The organism is Streptomyces sp. NPDC018833 (assembly GCF_044390825.1).
Taxonomy (GTDB): domain Bacteria; phylum Actinomycetota; class Actinomycetes; order Streptomycetales; family Streptomycetaceae; genus Streptomyces.
In genome coordinates this window covers 145,956-161,661 of record NZ_JBIRZM010000013.1, presented here as the reverse complement: position 1 = coordinate 161,661, position 15,706 = coordinate 145,956, and the positions used below count along the sequence as shown (strand labels likewise).

At 72.6% G+C, this 15,706-nt stretch carries 12 protein-coding genes; 2 read left to right on the top strand and 10 right to left on the bottom strand.

What is annotated here, in order from left to right; genetic code table 11:
- Positions 1–154: 154 nt before the first annotated feature.
- Both ACH5AF_RS25010 and ACH5AF_RS25005 read right to left on the bottom strand, forming a co-directional pair.
- Positions 155–610: an Lrp/AsnC family transcriptional regulator gene (locus ACH5AF_RS25010; RefSeq protein ID WP_215183168.1), complete on the bottom strand. Its 456-nt coding sequence runs from the start codon at positions 608–610 to the stop codon at positions 155–157.
- 10 nt (positions 611–620) lie between these two features.
- The gene (locus ACH5AF_RS25005; protein ID WP_398904370.1) at positions 621–2,099 is read right to left on the bottom strand and encodes an amino acid transporter; all 1,479 of its coding nucleotides are present in this window, start codon (positions 2,097–2,099) and stop codon (positions 621–623) included.
- Between the two features lie 319 nt (positions 2,100–2,418).
- Here ACH5AF_RS25005 and ACH5AF_RS25000 point away from each other — a divergent pair, with 319 nt between their 5' ends.
- Positions 2,419–2,820 (top strand): ATP-binding protein, encoded by a 402-nt coding sequence (locus ACH5AF_RS25000; RefSeq protein WP_398904487.1) that lies wholly within the window; start codon positions 2,419–2,421, stop codon positions 2,818–2,820.
- 1,093 nt (positions 2,821–3,913) lie between these two features.
- On the opposite strand, the gene ACH5AF_RS24995 is transcribed toward ACH5AF_RS25000, so the two are convergent.
- From ACH5AF_RS24995 to fmt, 6 genes are all read right to left on the bottom strand, one after another.
- Positions 3,914–4,789 (bottom strand): RNA polymerase sigma factor SigF, encoded by an 876-nt coding sequence (locus tag ACH5AF_RS24995; protein ID WP_398904368.1) that lies wholly within the window; start codon positions 4,787–4,789, stop codon positions 3,914–3,916.
- Positions 4,790–4,951: 162 nt separating this feature from the next.
- Entirely contained in the window at positions 4,952–6,433 is a 1,482-nt protein-coding gene (locus tag ACH5AF_RS24990) for a GuaB1 family IMP dehydrogenase-related protein (protein ID WP_398904366.1), read from the bottom strand.
- Between the two features lie 430 nt (positions 6,434–6,863).
- On the bottom strand, positions 6,864–7,904 hold the full coding sequence (locus ACH5AF_RS24985; RefSeq protein ID WP_398904364.1) for a sugar-binding transcriptional regulator: 1,041 nt from the start codon (positions 7,902–7,904) through the stop codon (positions 6,864–6,866).
- A 108-nt stretch (positions 7,905–8,012) separates the two neighbouring features.
- Positions 8,013–8,699 (bottom strand): ribulose-phosphate 3-epimerase, encoded by a 687-nt coding sequence (rpe, locus tag ACH5AF_RS24980; RefSeq protein ID WP_398904362.1) that lies wholly within the window; start codon positions 8,697–8,699, stop codon positions 8,013–8,015.
- Between the two features lie 318 nt (positions 8,700–9,017).
- A complete protein-coding gene (locus tag ACH5AF_RS24975) occupies positions 9,018–10,451 on the bottom strand; it encodes an RsmB/NOP family class I SAM-dependent RNA methyltransferase (protein ID WP_398904360.1) in 1,434 nt (477 codons plus the stop codon).
- 34 nt (positions 10,452–10,485) lie between these two features.
- Complete coding sequence (fmt, locus tag ACH5AF_RS24970; protein ID WP_398904358.1) at positions 10,486–11,430, bottom strand: methionyl-tRNA formyltransferase; 945 nt, start codon at positions 11,428–11,430, stop codon at positions 10,486–10,488.
- Between the two features lie 254 nt (positions 11,431–11,684).
- Here fmt and ACH5AF_RS24965 point away from each other — a divergent pair, with 254 nt between their 5' ends.
- Complete coding sequence (locus ACH5AF_RS24965) at positions 11,685–12,179, top strand: hypothetical protein (protein ID WP_398904356.1); 495 nt, start codon at positions 11,685–11,687, stop codon at positions 12,177–12,179.
- 505 nt (positions 12,180–12,684) lie between these two features.
- On the opposite strand, the gene ACH5AF_RS24960 is transcribed toward ACH5AF_RS24965, so the two are convergent.
- Both ACH5AF_RS24960 and ACH5AF_RS24955 read right to left on the bottom strand, forming a co-directional pair.
- Positions 12,685–14,829, bottom strand: a complete 2,145-nt coding sequence (locus ACH5AF_RS24960) for a primosomal protein N' (RefSeq protein ID WP_398904353.1) — start codon at positions 14,827–14,829, stop codon at positions 12,685–12,687.
- 407 nt (positions 14,830–15,236) lie between these two features.
- Complete coding sequence (locus tag ACH5AF_RS24955; RefSeq protein ID WP_398904351.1) at positions 15,237–15,569, bottom strand: hypothetical protein; 333 nt, start codon at positions 15,567–15,569, stop codon at positions 15,237–15,239.
- Positions 15,570–15,706 lie beyond the last annotated feature (137 nt).

Here is a 15,706-nt window from a genome sequence, read left to right as displayed (position 1 = left end):
GCTGACCTCGGCGTAGGGCGGGTTAATGGGATACGTCCAATACGGTACGGTCCGGGATTCGACCCGTACAAGGCGTGAGCGTTGCGCGCCGATGGTCGATCCGTTGCGTCGTATCGGGCCGGAGCGGTGATTCGTTGCGTATCCCCACGAGGGGCTACGCGGGCGCACCAGAGGAGAAGCGGCGCAGCAGCGGCGAGAGCACCAGCACCGATTTGGTGCGCTCCACGAACGGCTCGCCGGCAATCCGTTCCAGCACCCGCTCGAAGTGGCGCATGTCGGCGGCGAAGACCTGGACGATCGCGTCCGCCTCACCGGTGACGGTGGAGGCGGACGCGATCTCCGGGTAGCGCTTCAGCCCGCGCTCGATGGCCTCGGGCGAGGTGTTGCGACTGCAGTAGATCTCGATGAAGCCCTCGGTCTCCCAGCCGAGCGCCGCCGGGTCCACCCGTACGGTGAAGCCGGTGATGGCACCCTCCGCGCGCAGCCGGTCCACCCTGCGCTTCACCGCCGGGGCGGACAGGCCGACCATCGCTCCGATGTCGGCGTAGGAGCGGCGGGCGTCCTCGGCGAGGGCGTGGACGATGCGTTCGTCGAGATCGTTCAGTCGCACTGCGGGTGGATCACTTCTCTGCGGTGGCGAGTCGGGAGCGGCGAAGGCCGTACAGGAAGTAGAACACGAGGCCCGCTGCCATCCAGCCACCGAAGACCGCCCATGTCACGCCGGGCAGGCTGATCATCATCCAGACGCAGAAACCGAAGCCGAGCAGCGGCGTCACTGGGAACAGCATGACGCGGAAGGTCCGGTTCATGGTGGGCCGGGTGTAGCGCAGGATGATGACGGCCACGTTGACCAGCGCGAACGCGAAGAGCGTGCCGATGCTGGTGGCGTTGGCGAGTTCGCCGAGCGGGATCGTGGCGGCCAGCACCGCGCAGAAGGCGGACACGATGAAGGTGTTCGCGCGCGGCGTTCCGGTGCGCTTGTCCACCCTGGCGAACGCCTTGGGCATGAGGCCGTCCCTCGACATGGCGAAGAGGATGCGGGTCTGGCCGTACAGCACGGCGAAGACGACGCTCGCGATGGCGACGACGGCGCCCGCGGCGAGCACCACGCTCCAGAAGCTGTGTCCGGTGACGTCCTTCATGATCTGGGCGAGCGCGGCCTCGGTGCCCTCGAAGTCCTGCCACGGCATGGCGCCGACGGCGACCAGCGCGACGAGGCAGTACAGGGCGGTGACGATCAGCAGTGAGAGCATGATCGCGCGCGGCAGGTCCCGCTTGGGGTTCTTCGCCTCCTCGCCGGCGGTCGACGCGGCGTCGAAGCCGATGTACGAGAAGAACAGCGTCGCCGCCGCCGCACTGATGCCGGTGACACCGAGGGGGGCGAGGGGGGTGTAGTTGCCGGCCTTGATGCCGAGGAAGCCGATGCCGCAGAAGAGCAGCAGCGTCGCGATCTTGATGACGACCATGATCGTGTTGATGCGGGCGCTCTCCTTGGCGCCGCCCATCAGGAAGACCATGGCGAGCAGGACGACGACGAGCGCGGGCAGGTTGATGAAGCCGCCCTCACCGAGGGGCGCCGCGACCGCGTCGGGAATCGTGACCCCGATCGTGCCGTCGAGCAGTTCGTTGACGTACTCGCCCCAGCCGACGGCGACGGCCGCGACCGAGACCCCGTACTCCAGGACCAGGCACCAGCCGCAGATCCAGGCGACGAGCTCGCCCATGGTGGCGTAGGAGTAGGAGTACGAGGAGCCCGAGACCGGGATGGAGCCCGCGAGCTCCGCGTACGACAGAGCGGAGAACAGTGCGGTCAGGCCCGCGACGACGAACGAGATCGTGACGGCGGGGCCTGCGAGCGGCGTGGCCTCGCCGAGCACGACGAAGATGCCGGTGCCCAGTGTGGCTCCGATGCTGATCATCGTCAGCTGCCACATGGTCAGCGAACGGCGGAGCGCTCCGCCCTCTCCCTGGCCGGCCTCGGCGACCAGCAGTTCGACGGGCTTGCGCCGCATCAGGCGGGTGCCGAGAGCGGGGGCCCGGGTGGGGCTCGGGGAGGACGGTGGCTTGGTCGCGGGCGGCGCTGCTCCGTGGTCCAGCACGTCGGGGCTCCTTCATCACTGCGGGGATCGGCGAGGGGGACCTACGGCGGCCGAAGCGCGTGACGTGACACCCGCGCTGGGGGAAGTGGACCGCCGAGCAGACGGTCACCGCCACTCCTGGTACGGGGCCCGAGCCTACGAGTCCGCAGCTCACAGCCGTAATGCATCGTTGTTGCGCATCAGCGGCCGATCATTGCGCGCTCACGCGCCGCGCGGGGAAACATTGCGCCCGGGCGAACGAGAGCGTCATGAAGGGCGTCGTACGGGGGTCCGCGGCGCCGCTCATGAATGCGCGCGAAGCGGGTATGCGAGCACCGTGATGAACGCACAGCCCCATGTGGTGATCGAGGAGTCGCCGCATCCCGGGAGCAGGCAGAGCGCGGGGGCCCGCAGGGCGACCGCGGAGTTCCTGTTGCAGCACTGCCCCTGGGCCGACCCTGACGCTGTGCTGCTCGTCGTGTCCGAGCTGGTCTCCAATGCGATACGGCACACGGCGGGCTGGTGGCGCCTGTATCTGACGGCGGGCGCGGACACGCTCGTGGTGGGCATCGAGGACTCGAGCCCCCTGCCGCCTGTCGCGCGGCTGCCCTCGCTGACGGGCGGCGGCGGATTCGGCTGGCACATGGTGCAACGGCTCGCGGGCACGGTGGAGGTCCGCCCGCAGCCGTACGGCAAGCGGGTACAGGCGACCTGGGTGCGCCCGGCGGCGGCCTCCTGCTGAAGGCCTCGGCGGCTGGACGACCGAGACGGGCCAGCGGTTCAGCGGGGGTTGGGGTTCGGCGGCAGTGGGCGCTGAGGCCGCCCAGGAGGCCGATGCAGCTCACCGGCGATGCGGCCCAGTCCGACGCCCCAGGACTCAGGCGGCCCAGCGGCCCGGGTGGCCCGGACGGCGGATGCCGCGCCGCAGCTGGACGGCCGGAGACAGGCCAGCAGCCCCACAGGCGCTACGGCTCGGTGACCCGGGCGGCTGAGGCGGCGATGCGGCCCAGGTGGCCCAGCAGCCCACCGGCGGGTGCAGCCCAGCAGCCCACCGGCGGGTGCGGCCCAGCAGCCCACGCGGCTGAGGCGGCGATGCAGCTCAGGCGGCTCAGCAGCTCACCGGCGATGCGGTTCGGCTGCCCGGGCGGCCCGGCAGCCCGGGCCGCCGATGCAGCTCCGCAGCGGGACTGCCGACGCCGGCCAACAGCTCACCAACCGATGCGGCTCAGCGGCCGGACGGCCCAGGGCTCAGGCGGCCGAGACGGCCGATGCAGCTCCACAGCTGGAAGGCCGTGGGAGGCCAGCAGCTCACCGACGATGCGGCTCAGCAACCCGGGCGGCCCAGCGATGTGGCCAAGCACGCGGCCCACACTGCCCATGCAGCTCCACAGCTGGAGCCACGCAGGCCAGCTAGCCCACCGAGAATGCGGCACAGGCAGCCCGGCAGCGAGCAGCTCACCGGCCATGCGGTCCAACAGCCCACCCGGCCCAGGCCGCCGATGCGGCTCTGGGGCCGGACGGCCGACGCAGGCCGGCAGCTCACCGGTGGTACGGCCCAGCGATCAGGGCTCAGGCGGCGATGCACCTCCGCGGCTCAGGCGACATCGGCCGCATGTGCGGCGTGGAGGGCCGAAAGGCCGAAGGGCCGAACCGCCGAAGCGCCGAACCGCCGAACCGCCGAAGCGGCTCGACAGCCGAAGCGGCCGAGGCAGCGCCTCGCCGGTCCCGGCAACAGAAACGGCGTCCTGGGCGGCCAGGACGCCGTTTCTGCCGTGGGGGGAATGTGGTCCGGGACGGGCAGGCGGCGGAGCCCCCCGTCCGTCATCCTCGCGGTGTCACTCCACCGCGAGCAGCCCCGCACGCAGCCGCCCCGTGATGCGGGACAGCAGCCGCGACACATGCATCTGGGACACGCCCAGTTCCTCGCCGATCTCCGACTGCGTCATCTCCTCGCCGAAGCGCATCCGCAGGATCCGCCGGTCGCGGTCGTCGAGTTCCTCGATCAGCGGCTTGAGCGCCTGCACGTTCTCCGCCGTCTCCAGATCGGCGTCCGGTGCGCCCAGACGGTCGGACAGCGGCACCGCCGCGTGGTCGGAGGCGTCGTCCATGGGCATGTCGATCGACCCGGCCGTGTAGCCGTTGCTCGCGACGACGCCCTCGATGATCTCCTCCTCGTCCAGCCCCAGGTGGGCGGCCAGTTCGGCGGTGGTGGGCGTGTGGTCCAGCTTCTGGGAGAGCTCGTCGACGGCCTTGGCCAGATCGATCCGCAACTCCTGCAGCCGGCGCGGCACATGCACTGCCCAGCTGGTGTCGCGGAAGAACCGCTTGATCTCACCGACGATGTACGGGACGGCGAACGTCGCGAACTCCACCTCGCGGCTGAGCTCGAAGCGGTCGATCGCCTTGATCAGGCCGATGGTGCCGACCTGGACGATGTCCTCCATCTGTTCGGCCCGGTTACGGAAGCGGCCGGCCGCGTACTTGACCAGCGCCAGGTTGAGCTCGATCAGGGTGTTGCGAACGTACTGGTATTCATGGGTTCCCTCGTCGAGCGAGTCGAGCCGCTCGAAGAAGATCCTGGAGATCTCGCGTGCGTCCTTGGGTGCAACCTCCCCCGGATTCCGCACATCCGGGAGACCCAACCCGGCCCTGTCCGGGCGCTGGACTCCAGGCTGCGTGAGTTCGGTCGGGACCGTGCTCGCCGTGGACACTTCGTCCTCCCCTGCTCCGATGTCAGTGCGAAGGCGCGCCTACCCCGGATCTCCGCGCGCATGCCCGCGGATTCACGAAGAGCGGAACGCGTCGCGCACGAACGACGACATCCGGCCTCCGCGACAGGCGCGGAGACCGGATGAGTTGGGCCGGGGAGCCCATCAACTCCAGCTGGCGTGCAGCGGCTTGCCCTCCGCGTAACCGGCCGCGCTCTGGACGCCGACGATCGCCTTCTCGGCGAACTCCTCCAGGGAACCGGCACCGGAGTAGGTGCAGGAGGAGCGCACACCCGCGATGATCGAGTCGATCAGGTCCTCGACCCCCGGGCGGGCCGGGTCGAGGTACATGCGCGAGTGGGAGATGCCCTCCTCGAACAGCGCCTTGCGAGCCCGGTCGTACGCGGACTCCTCGCTGGTCCGGTTGCGCACGGCGCGCTTGGACGCCATGCCGAAGGACTCCTTGTACAGCCGCCCGTCGGGGCTCTGCTGGAGGTCGCCCGGGGACTCGTACGTCCCGGCGAACCAGGAGCCGATCATGACGTTCGACGCACCTGCGGCGAGCGCCATGGCGACATCGCGCGGGTGGCGGATGCCGCCGTCGGCCCAGACGTGCTTGCCGTACTTCTTCGCCTCGGCGGCACACTCGAGGACGGCCGAGAACTGCGGGCGGCCCACACCGGTCATCATGCGGGTCGTGCACATGGCGCCCGGCCCCACACCGACCTTGACGATGTCGGCGCCGGCCTCGACGAGGTCCCGCACGCCCTCGGCGGCCACGATGTTGCCCGCGACGATCGGTACCTGCGGGTCGAGCGCCCGAACGGCCTTGACCGCACTGACCATCGACTCCTGGTGGCCGTGCGCGGTGTCGACGACGAGCGTGTCGACGCCCGCGTCGAGCAGCTGCTTGGCCTTGCCCGCCACATCGCCGTTGATGCCGACCGCCGCGGCGATGCGCAGCTTGCCGTCGGCGTCGACGGCCGGGGTGTACAGCGTGGCGCGCAGCGCGCCCTTGCGGGTGAGGACGCCGGCGAGCCTGCCGTCGGAGTCGACCGCGGGCGCGTAGCGGCGGTTGGCGCCGTCGAGCCGGTTGAACGCCTCACGCGGGTCGATGTCCGCGTCGAGCAGCAGGAGGTCCCTGGACATGACCTCGGACAGCTGGGTGAAGCGGTCCACACCGGCCAGGTCGTGGTCCGTGACGATGCCGACCGGCCGGTGCCCCTCGTCGACGACCACACCGGCGCCGTGGGCCCGCTTGGGCAGCAGCGACAGAGCGTCGGCGACGGTCTGGTGCGGCGCGAGCACGATCGGGGTGTCGAGCACGAGGTGGCGCGTCTTGACCCAGGAGATCACGTCGGTGACGACGTCGATGGGGATGTCCTGGGGAATCACGACGAGTCCGCCGCGGCGGGCGACGGTCTCGGCCATCCGGCGGCCGGCGATGGCCGTCATGTTGGCGACGACCAGCGGGATGGTCGTGCCGGTGCCGTCGGGGGAGGACAGGTCCACACCCTGCCGGGAACCTACGGCCGAACGGCTCGGCACCATGAACACATCGTCGTACGTCAGGTCGTACGGCGGCTTCTGGTCATTGAGGAAACGCACGTGCTGAACATCCCAGTCGATCGGAGGATCCCCGGGCATTGCAGCCGGGGAAAACGCACGTACTTCATTCTCCCATGACGCGCCCGTTGTCATGCCCCGGCGAAAGCTCCAGTCACGGCGCCGTGGTCCGAGCAGATCCTCCAAACGGCCGGGCCGGCCCCGCCCGCGGAAAGCGCCGCAGGGTCGCGCGGAGCGGAGCGCGAGGCCGCGGGGCCCGTGCGACCCGGAACGCGCCGCGGGTCCCGGGCCGCGCGGGCCGGCGGGGCCGTACGGCAGGGGACAGCGGGGCCGCGCGGGGCTGTACGGAGAGGAAGAACCGAGTCGCGCGCGGCACGCCGGGGGACAGCGCAGCCTCGCGGGCTGCACACGGAAAGGACAGCGCAGCCTCGCGGGCGTGCGGAAAGGGTCAGCGCAGCCTCGCGGGACAGCTCCCCGTGCGGGACGGAGACGCGGCCCGCCGGCGGCTCCGTCAGTCGTCCGGGTCCGCGCGATCGAGGGCGGGCCGCTGGCCCGGTTGCGACGCCAGCAGCTGATCGGCCGCCGCCGTGTCCGTGACCAGGCTGGTCACCAGGCCGGAGCGCAGCACCGCCGCGATCGCCTCCGCCTTGCGCTGGCCGCCCGCGATCGCCACGACCTCGGGGATGCGCCGCAGCCGGTCGGCCTCCACGGTGATGCACCGCTCCCCCAGGTCGCGCCCGACGCGGCGGCCCTGCGTGTCGAAGAGGTGCGCGGACATCTCCGCTGCCACGCCGAGCGAGGCGTAGTGCGCGCGCTCCTCGTCGGACAGCATGTCGTGCACCGTCGAGATGCCCGGCTCCCACGAGCCGATGGAGACGCAGGCGACGGTCACCTTGTCGAAGTAGTCGAAGGCGCGGGCGATCCCCGTCTGGTGCCGCAGTGCCGCAGCGGTCGCCGGGTCCGGCAGCAGCATCGGCGCGTAGATGGGGTGGGCCTCGCCGCCGGAGACCTGGGCCGCACGCCGTACCGCCTCGACCGAACCGCGCTCGGCGGTCCCCGCGTCGTAGACACCCGTGAGCTGCACGACCGTGCACGGCGGCAGCCGGTCCAGGGCTGCCGCCATGTGGATGGTGGACCGGCCCCAGGCCAGACCGAGGACGTCGCCCTCGTTCACGAGCTCGCCGAGGAGGTCCGCGGCCACCTCACCCAGGTTCTCCGGGTCGGGCGACTCCTCCGCCTCCGCGGGGGACTCGACGACGACCGCGTGCCGCAGGCCGAAGCGGGCGCGCAGCGCGTCCGAGCGCTCGGCGTCGAGCTCGGCGGGGACACGGATCTCGATGCGTACCAGATCACGTTCGAGCGCGGTCTCCAGGACCCTCGCGACCTTGAAGCGGCTGACGCCGAACTCCTCCGCGATCTGGATCTTGGACTTGCCCTCGAGGTAGAAGCGGCGCGCCATGGCCGCCGCCTGCACGAGCTCAGCGGGCCCCATCCGCAGGGCGGACCGTCCCGCCGGCCTAGCAGTCACCGCGATCTCCTCACTGCTGTACACACGTACACACACTCCCGGATCCGGCCATCCTGTCAGATGCGCCGGTCCTCGATCGGCCCTGAGGGGCCAACTTCGGTTGAACAACCACGGCCATCGGAGCGTTCGCTCTCAGTGGCCGCAGGCCCACGCCGCCGAAGCGGTCGCCTGCGACGCCTGGTCACGGAGAAGCCGCACCGCCTCGGCCGGATCCTCCGCGTTGTACACCGCGGAGCCGGCCACGAACACGTCCGCACCCGCCTCCGCGCACCGCTCGATCGTCGATGCCGACACTCCCCCGTCGACCTGCAGCCACAGCTCCAGCCCGTGCTTGGCGATCAGCTCCCGGGTGCGGCGGATCTTCGGCAGCATGATGTCCAGGAAGGCCTGGCCGCCGAATCCCGGCTCCACGGTCATGATCAGCAGCATGTCGAGCTCCGGGAGCAGGTCCTCGTACGGCTCGATCGCCGTGGCAGGCCTGAGCGCCATCGAGGCGCGCGCGCCCTTGGCGCGGATCTCGCGGGCGAGGCGCACGGGAGCGGCGGCGGCCTCGACGTGGAAGGTGACGGAGCCGGCTCCGGCCTCGACGTACTGGGGCGCCCAGCGGTCGGGGGCCTCGATCATCAGGTGGCAGTCCAGCGGGGTGTCCGTCGCCTTGGCGAGCGACTCCACGACCGGCACGCCCAGGGTCAGATTGGGCACGAAGTGGTTGTCCATCACGTCGACGTGGAGCCAGTCGGCGCCCTCGACGGCCTTGGCCTCCTCCGCCAGGCGGGAGAAGTCGGCGGAGAGGATGCTGGGGTTGATCTGAACGGCCATGTGCCAAGCCTGCCATGTTCCGGGGCACTTCCCCTCCCCGGGACGGTACTCGGTACGGACCAGGCTCCGGCAGGATCCGCACAGCCCACCTCAATACCGGCCATTCGACCGGCCGGGCACACGCCTGGATGCGCCATGCGGAGGCAGAGCAGCAGATCCCACCCCGGCGTGCGCCCCCCACAGGCGTGGCGCACCCCGGCGGTTTGGTGACCGCACCGGCTCGCACGCACAGAGGCCCGCAGGGACGCACAAGAGCGCGCAGGCGGCAGACCGGCGGCGGACCGGCCCGGCTGAGAGGGCCTACACCGGTCCGCCGGTTTACGCGGTGCGGCGCAGCAGTGCCAGGTACATCGCGTCGGTCCCGTGCACATGCGGCCACAGCTGGATGTCGGGGCCGTCGCCGAGCGCCGGGACTCCGGGCATCAGCGGCCGCGCGTCCAGCAGCTCCGCGTCGGCGGCCGGCCCGCCGCGCCCACGCAGCACGTCGTCGACGACGACCCGCGTCTCGGCGAGGTGCGGCGAGCAGGTGGCGTATCCCACCACGCCGCCGACCCGCACGGCGCTCAGCGCCTCGCGCAGCAGGGCGCGCTGGAGTGGGGCGAAGCTGTCCAGGTCCTCGGGGCGGCGGCGCCACCGGGCCTCCGGGCGGCGGCGCAGCGCGCCCAGCCCGGTGCAGGGCACGTCGACGAGCACCCGGTCGAAGGAGCCGGGGCGCCACGGCGGGCGTGTGCCGTCGGCGGCGATCACCTGGTACGGGCCGGGGTTGCCGGTCAGCGCGCGGTCCACCAGGCGCGCGCGGTGCGGCTGCTTCTCGGCGGCGAGCAGGCTCGCGCCGCGCCCGGCCGCGAGGGCGCCGAGCAGTGCGGCCTTTCCGCCGGGCCCGGCGCAGCCGTCGAGCCAGCGCTTGTCCGGCCCCTCCAGCGGGGCGTTGGCCAGGGCGATCGCCACGAGCTGGCTGCCCTCGTCCTGCACGCCGGCCCGCCCCTGGCGCACGGCCTCGATCGCACCGGGTTCGCCGCCCTCGGCAAGACGGACGGCGTACGGGGACCAGCGGCCCGGCAGCGCGGAGTCCTCGCCCAGGACGTCGAGCAGTTCACCGGTGGTCGAGCGGCCGGGGCGGGCGACCAGGGTCACCTCGGGCCGCTCGTTGTCCGCCTCCAGCAGGTCCTCGATCCCGGCGCGGCCGCCGCCGAGTGAGTCCCACAGCGCGGAGACGATCCAGCGCGGGTGCGAGTGGACGACGGCGAGGTGGTCCTCGGCGTCCTTGTCGTAGGGCGGAGCGACACGCTCCACCCAGGTGTCCAGGTCGTCCCGCGAGATCTTGCGCAGCACGGCGTTGACGAACTTGGCCCGCCCGTCGCCGAGCACCACCCGCGCGAGCTCCACGCTCGCCGAGACCGCGGCGTGCGTCGGGATCCGCGTCCCCAGCAGCTGATGCGCGCCGAGCGCGAGCACGTCGAGCACCGGCGGGTCCACCTCGCGCAGCGGCCGGTCGATACAGGCCGCGATGATCGCGTCGTACGTGCCCTGGCGGCGCAGCGTGCCGTACACGAGCTCGGTGGCGAGCGCCGCGTCGCGGGCGTCGAAGTCACCCTTGTCGCGCGCCTTCTTCAGCAGGGGCGGCAGGACGAGATTCGCGTACGCGTCCCGCTCGTCGACGGCCCGCAGCGCCTCGAAGGCGAGGATCCGGACCGGATCCTTCTGGGGGCGGCGGTACGGCTTCGGGGGACGGCGACGGGACTGCTCGCTCAAAAGGTGCTCCGCGTTCGATGAGGGTTGAACCCTCTCAGCCTACGTCCGCCGGACCGACCCGCTCGCCGGGGGCGATGCGCACCCCGCGCGCCCAGTCCGCGGCCCGCATCGGCTTCTTGCCCTGCGGCTGGACCCAGAGCAGCTCGACGGCGTGGGACCCGGTGCCCGCGTAGACGTTGTTCTTGCCGACGTCCAGCTCACCTGCCGCCAGGTCCGTACGGTCGGGCAGCAGCGCGAGCTGGATCAGCTTGAGCCGCTCGCCGCGGAAGAGCGTCCATGCGCCGGGGGCGGGCGTGCAGGCGCGGACGACGCGGTCGACGCGCAGGGCTGGGGCGGCGAAGTCGACGTGGGCGTCCTCGACGGTGATCTTCGGGGCCAGGGAGACGCCCTCGGACGGCTGCGGGACCGCCTTCAGGGTGCCGTCCTCGATGCCGTCCATCGTCGCCTCGAGCAGCCCGGAACCGGCGAACGCCAGACGCGTCAGCAGGTCACCGCTGGTGTCGGTGGGCCGCACCGGCTCGGTGACCACGCCGTACACCGGGCCCGAGTCGAGCCCTTCCTCGATCTGGAAGGTGGCGGCACCCGTCATCTCGTCGCCGGCCATGATCGCGTGCTGGACGGGGGCGGCTCCGCGCCAGGCGGGCAGCAGCGAGAAGTGCAGGTTGACCCAGCCGCGGACGGGCACGTCGAGGGCTTCCTTGGGCAGCAGCGCACCATAGGCGACGACCGGACAGCAGTCCGGGGCGATCTCGCGCAGTCGCGTGAGGAAATCCTCGTCGCGCGGCCTGGCCGGCTTGAGCACTTCGATGCCGGCCTCCTCCGCGCGCTGCGCGACGGGACTGGCCACCAGGTGCCTGCCGCGCCCCGCGGGCGCGTCCGGCCGCGTGACCACGGCGACGACCTCGTGCCGTCCTGAGGCGATCAAGGCGTCCAGGGCGGGGACGGCGACCTCGGGGGTACCTGCGAAGACGAGCTTCATCGGTGGCTGACTGCCTCTCGGACGTGTTCCGGTGCGTACGGGTGACGGCAGTTCGCCGTCGGACGAGCAGCTCACCAGTCTATGGCGCGGTGCCGCAGGGGGCGTACGGGAGACCGTGCGCCCCACGCATATACACATACGCCCTGAAGCGTGACCAGATCGGTCGCCGGAGCGTTGGTCAAGAGAGATTGACCAAGCGGGCCGCGCCGGATGCGGCCCGGCCCCTTTTCAACGCCGGTTCGAGAGGCTTGTCAATGGCCGACCACGCAACCCACGACGCCCAAGCCCGGGCAAGTCTGCACCTGTTGGTGCGGGACATCGAGCGGGTCCGCCGGCAGGTGGACGCATTGCGCACGCTCACCGCCCAGCTGGGCAATGTCTACCGCCCGCGCCGCTCCGGCCCGTCCACGGGCTTCGTCGTCTACGGCAGGGCTCCGGCCCCGACCGTCCGTCTCGCGCAGGAGCTGCGCGACAGCGTCGAGACGCTGGTGACCGCGGCCGTGGACTTCGACCGTTCCCTCGGTTTCTCCTGGGACGCGGTGGGCTCGGCGCTCGGTGTCACCAAGCAGGCAGTGCACCGCCGTTACGGCGCCCGCAGGGCGACGCCGCCCCAGCAGGGCGCCGCGGAGCCGGAGGCCACGACGACGCGCACGCTGCCGGCGGTACCGGCTGTACCGGCGGCGCGCTCCATGCCCCCGCAGCCGTCGGACCCGCGGCAGGGGGCGTTCCCGGGCCCGCGCAACGGCTGAGCCTTGGGCGAGTCCGAAGGAGCGGCTTCGTCCCCTGCCGAGGGGAAAGGGACGTGGGGGCCGACGCCCCCACTCCCCCGTCGCGACGGCTCGACGCCGCGGTGACCCGCACCGACTCGGGCGCGCGGGCTTTGCCCGCGACATGCGGCACGCACAACCGCCCCGAGGGGACGCGCCGGTCGCGACCTGCGTCCCCGCGATGCGCTGCACGCACGACCGCGCCGAGGGGACCTCACCTGCCACGCCGCACCCCGACACCGTCGCGGGACACCCACCAGTCGCGGGCCGCGATGCGCACCCGCCGCGCTCACGACCGCCCGACCAGGGGTGACGGCTCCGCCCGCGAAGCACCACACACGATCGCACCGCGCGGACGGGTGGCGGCTCCGCCTCGCCCGTGATGCGCCGCACTCACGACCGCGCCCGGGGACGCCACCGTCACGACGCCGCCTCGTCCCGCGATACGCGGCGAGTACACCCGGGCCTCGCCTCGGCGGGCACGCCGTCAGCCGATGTCCGGGGGGTCGATCCGGATGCGGACCTGGGTCGTACCGCCGCGGGCAAGGCGCGACGCCTGCGCCGACTTGAGCGCCGCCGCCAGCGCCGCCCCCCGGCCCGGCGGCACCCGCAGCAGCGCGCGCTCCCAGCGCTCGCCCACCGGCGGATCGCCTGCCCTGCGGAACCGCGCTGCGTCGGTCACCGGCAGCGGGACCGGCCCCAGGACCTCGGCCTCCTCCGGCAGTTCGACGGCAAGCAGGAACGCGGCGACGTCCTCCGGGCGGCCGACCACCTCCGCCATCCGCGAGACCGGCGGAAATCCCAACTCCGCCCGCTCGGCGAGCTCCCGCAGCGCATGGCCGACCGGATCCCAACGCACCAGTGCCTGGACCGGCCGCAGCGTCGGCTCCGCGACCACGACGACCGTGCCCCCCTCCTCCTGCCCCCGCACCAGCGACGCCGCGGCGATCCAGCGGCGCAGCGCCTCCTCGCCCGCACGGAGGTCGGGCCGGCCGAGCATGGCCCAGCCGTCCAGCAGCAGCGCGGCGGCATATCCGCCGTCGGCCACAGGCTCGGCGCCCGGGGTGGAGACCACCAGCGCGGGGCGTCCGGGCACGGCATCGAGCACATGGTCACGGCCGGAGGTGCGCACCGGCACCGCCGGGAAGGCGCGGCCCAGCTCCTCCGCCGTGCGCCGCGCGCCGACGATCAGGGCCCGCAGGCGCACCGAGCCGCATGCGACACAGTGCCAGTCGGGGGCGCCCTGTCCGCACCACGCGCAGCGCAGCTCGCGCTCGTCCGGCGCCTCCAGCGGCCCGGCACAGTGCCGACAGCGCGCCGGTGTGCGGCAGCGCTCGCAGGCGAGCCGGGGCACGTATCCGCGCCGGGGCACCTGGACGAGCACGGGCCCGGTCCGCAGGCCGTCGCGTACGGCCTGCCAGGCGAGGCTCGGCAGCCGGGCCGCGCGCGCGGCCTCGTCCCGCGCCAGGTCCTGGTCGCCGACCGTACGCACGAGGGGCGCTGCTGCCCGCACGCGCACGCGGTCCGCGACGAGCGGTGTGGCCCAGCCGCTCTCGACGAGCTGGGCGGCCTCGACCGTGCAGGTCGTACCGCCCAGCAGGAAGCCGCAGCCGTCGTGGGCGGCTCGCAGCTCCAAGACCTCACGGACATGGGGGAAGGGCGCGTTGTCGTCGCTGTGGCTGGCGTCTCCGTCGTCCCAGATCACGACGAGCCCGAGCTCCTGCACCGGCGCGAACATCGCGGCCCGCGTCCCCACCACGGCCCGCGCGGAACCCCTGCGCACGGCCAGCCATTCCCGGTAGCGCTTCTCGGGTCCGGACTCGGCGGTCAGCATTGCGTGGCGGCCCTCGCCGAGCAGGGCGGTGAGGGCGGCGTCGACCCGGGCGGCGCGACGCCCGTCGGGCACGACGACGAGGGCGCCCCGCCCGGACGCCAGCGTCGCGGCAACGGCGCGGGCCAGTTCCTCCGGCCAGTACGGGCCGGGCAGCGCGGTCCACACGGCACGCGGGGACCGGCCGGCGGCGAGCGCGTCGATGAATGCGGGCCCCCGCCCGTATCGCTGCCAGGTGCCGGCGCCGGGCGACGCGGGCGGCGGCAACGGCTCGGGCGACGGCTTGGCCTCGGCACGCCCGTTCCTCGGCGGAACGGCGAGCTGCAGCACGTCGGCGAGACTGCCCGCGTACCGGTCGGCGACGGCGCGGGCGAGACCGAGGATCTGCGGACTGAGCACGGGCTCGGGCGAGACGACGTGGGCGAGCGCCGCGAGCGGTCCGGCGTAGTCGGTCCCGGCCAGGCGCTCGATGAGGAAGCCGTCGATGAGCCCGCCGCCTTCACGGCGCCCCTCGCGCACCCGGTGCGCGCCCGCCCCGAACCGCACCCGCACCCTCACCCCGGGTTGGGCGACGGCATCGAGCTCCTCGGGCACGGCGTAGTCGAAGAACTGGTCGAGGTGCAGGACGCCCTTGTTCACGACGACCCGCGCGACGGGCAGCTCCCTGGCGAGCGCGGCCCCGCGCCAGGTGCGCGGCTTGGCCTTGGGCACCTTGGCCTTGCGCACGGTCTCCCGAATGAGCGCAAGCTGCTCGGGCCCGCCTGCCGCGGTCTCCTCCGGCTGCTCGTTGTCGCTGCTCACAGCCCATTCCTACCAGAGCCCACTGACAGGGCCCCGGCCCGCGAACGTCGGCGGCGGCCGTGCCCGGGCACACCTGCGGCTCCCCGTGCCAACGAGTTGGGCATCGGCCCGACCGGGCACGCGCAAGGCTCTTCCCGCAGCCGGCCGAGGCCGCCGAGGCCGCGCCGACGAACGCCCACGGGGATGCGCGCATGCCCGTGACCGCTGTTTGAAAGCCGGGCTCCTCCCGTAAAGGCCAATGTCCCCTCGACCCCGCATGCGGGGTCGACCCTAGGCCGGGCCGCCCGGGGCAAGCACCCCACCCAAGCCCTGCTCTGCCTCGCCCGACGCCGGGCCGATGTCCTCTTCGCCATGCTCCGCGACGGCACCTGCTACGAACCCCAGCCCATCCGGGCCGCAACCCAGACCTAGACCATGGTCAGGAGGTGATCAGTCGGTCCGTAGTCGATCTTCCAGTCGGCATAGACCTGGCAGAATCCGTCCTTGATGCACCGCAACCCCACGGTTACCCAGCGGACCGATCCGCCGTCGCCGAGCGAGAACGCGACCGCAGCCTCGAACTCCTCGCTCCCGCACGGGCAGCCGGCCGCACCAGGTTCATCGTCCTCCCAGGACTCCTCGTTCCAGTACGACTCGCTGTCCGCGATGAACGCGCGGCTCCCGCAGCCAGAACACTCCCGTTCCGCTCCGGATGCATTGACCAGCACGAAGAACGCGCGGCCGCCGCACCCCTCACACACGGAAGGAGCGATCCTTACCGGGCGACCGTCGACCGCACCCCGCAGGAATGCCGCGAGCTCCGCGGGGACACCCTCGCCAACCTGATCATCAGCATGCACGGACACATCGTTCCAGACGCCCCCAACCCCCACCCCAC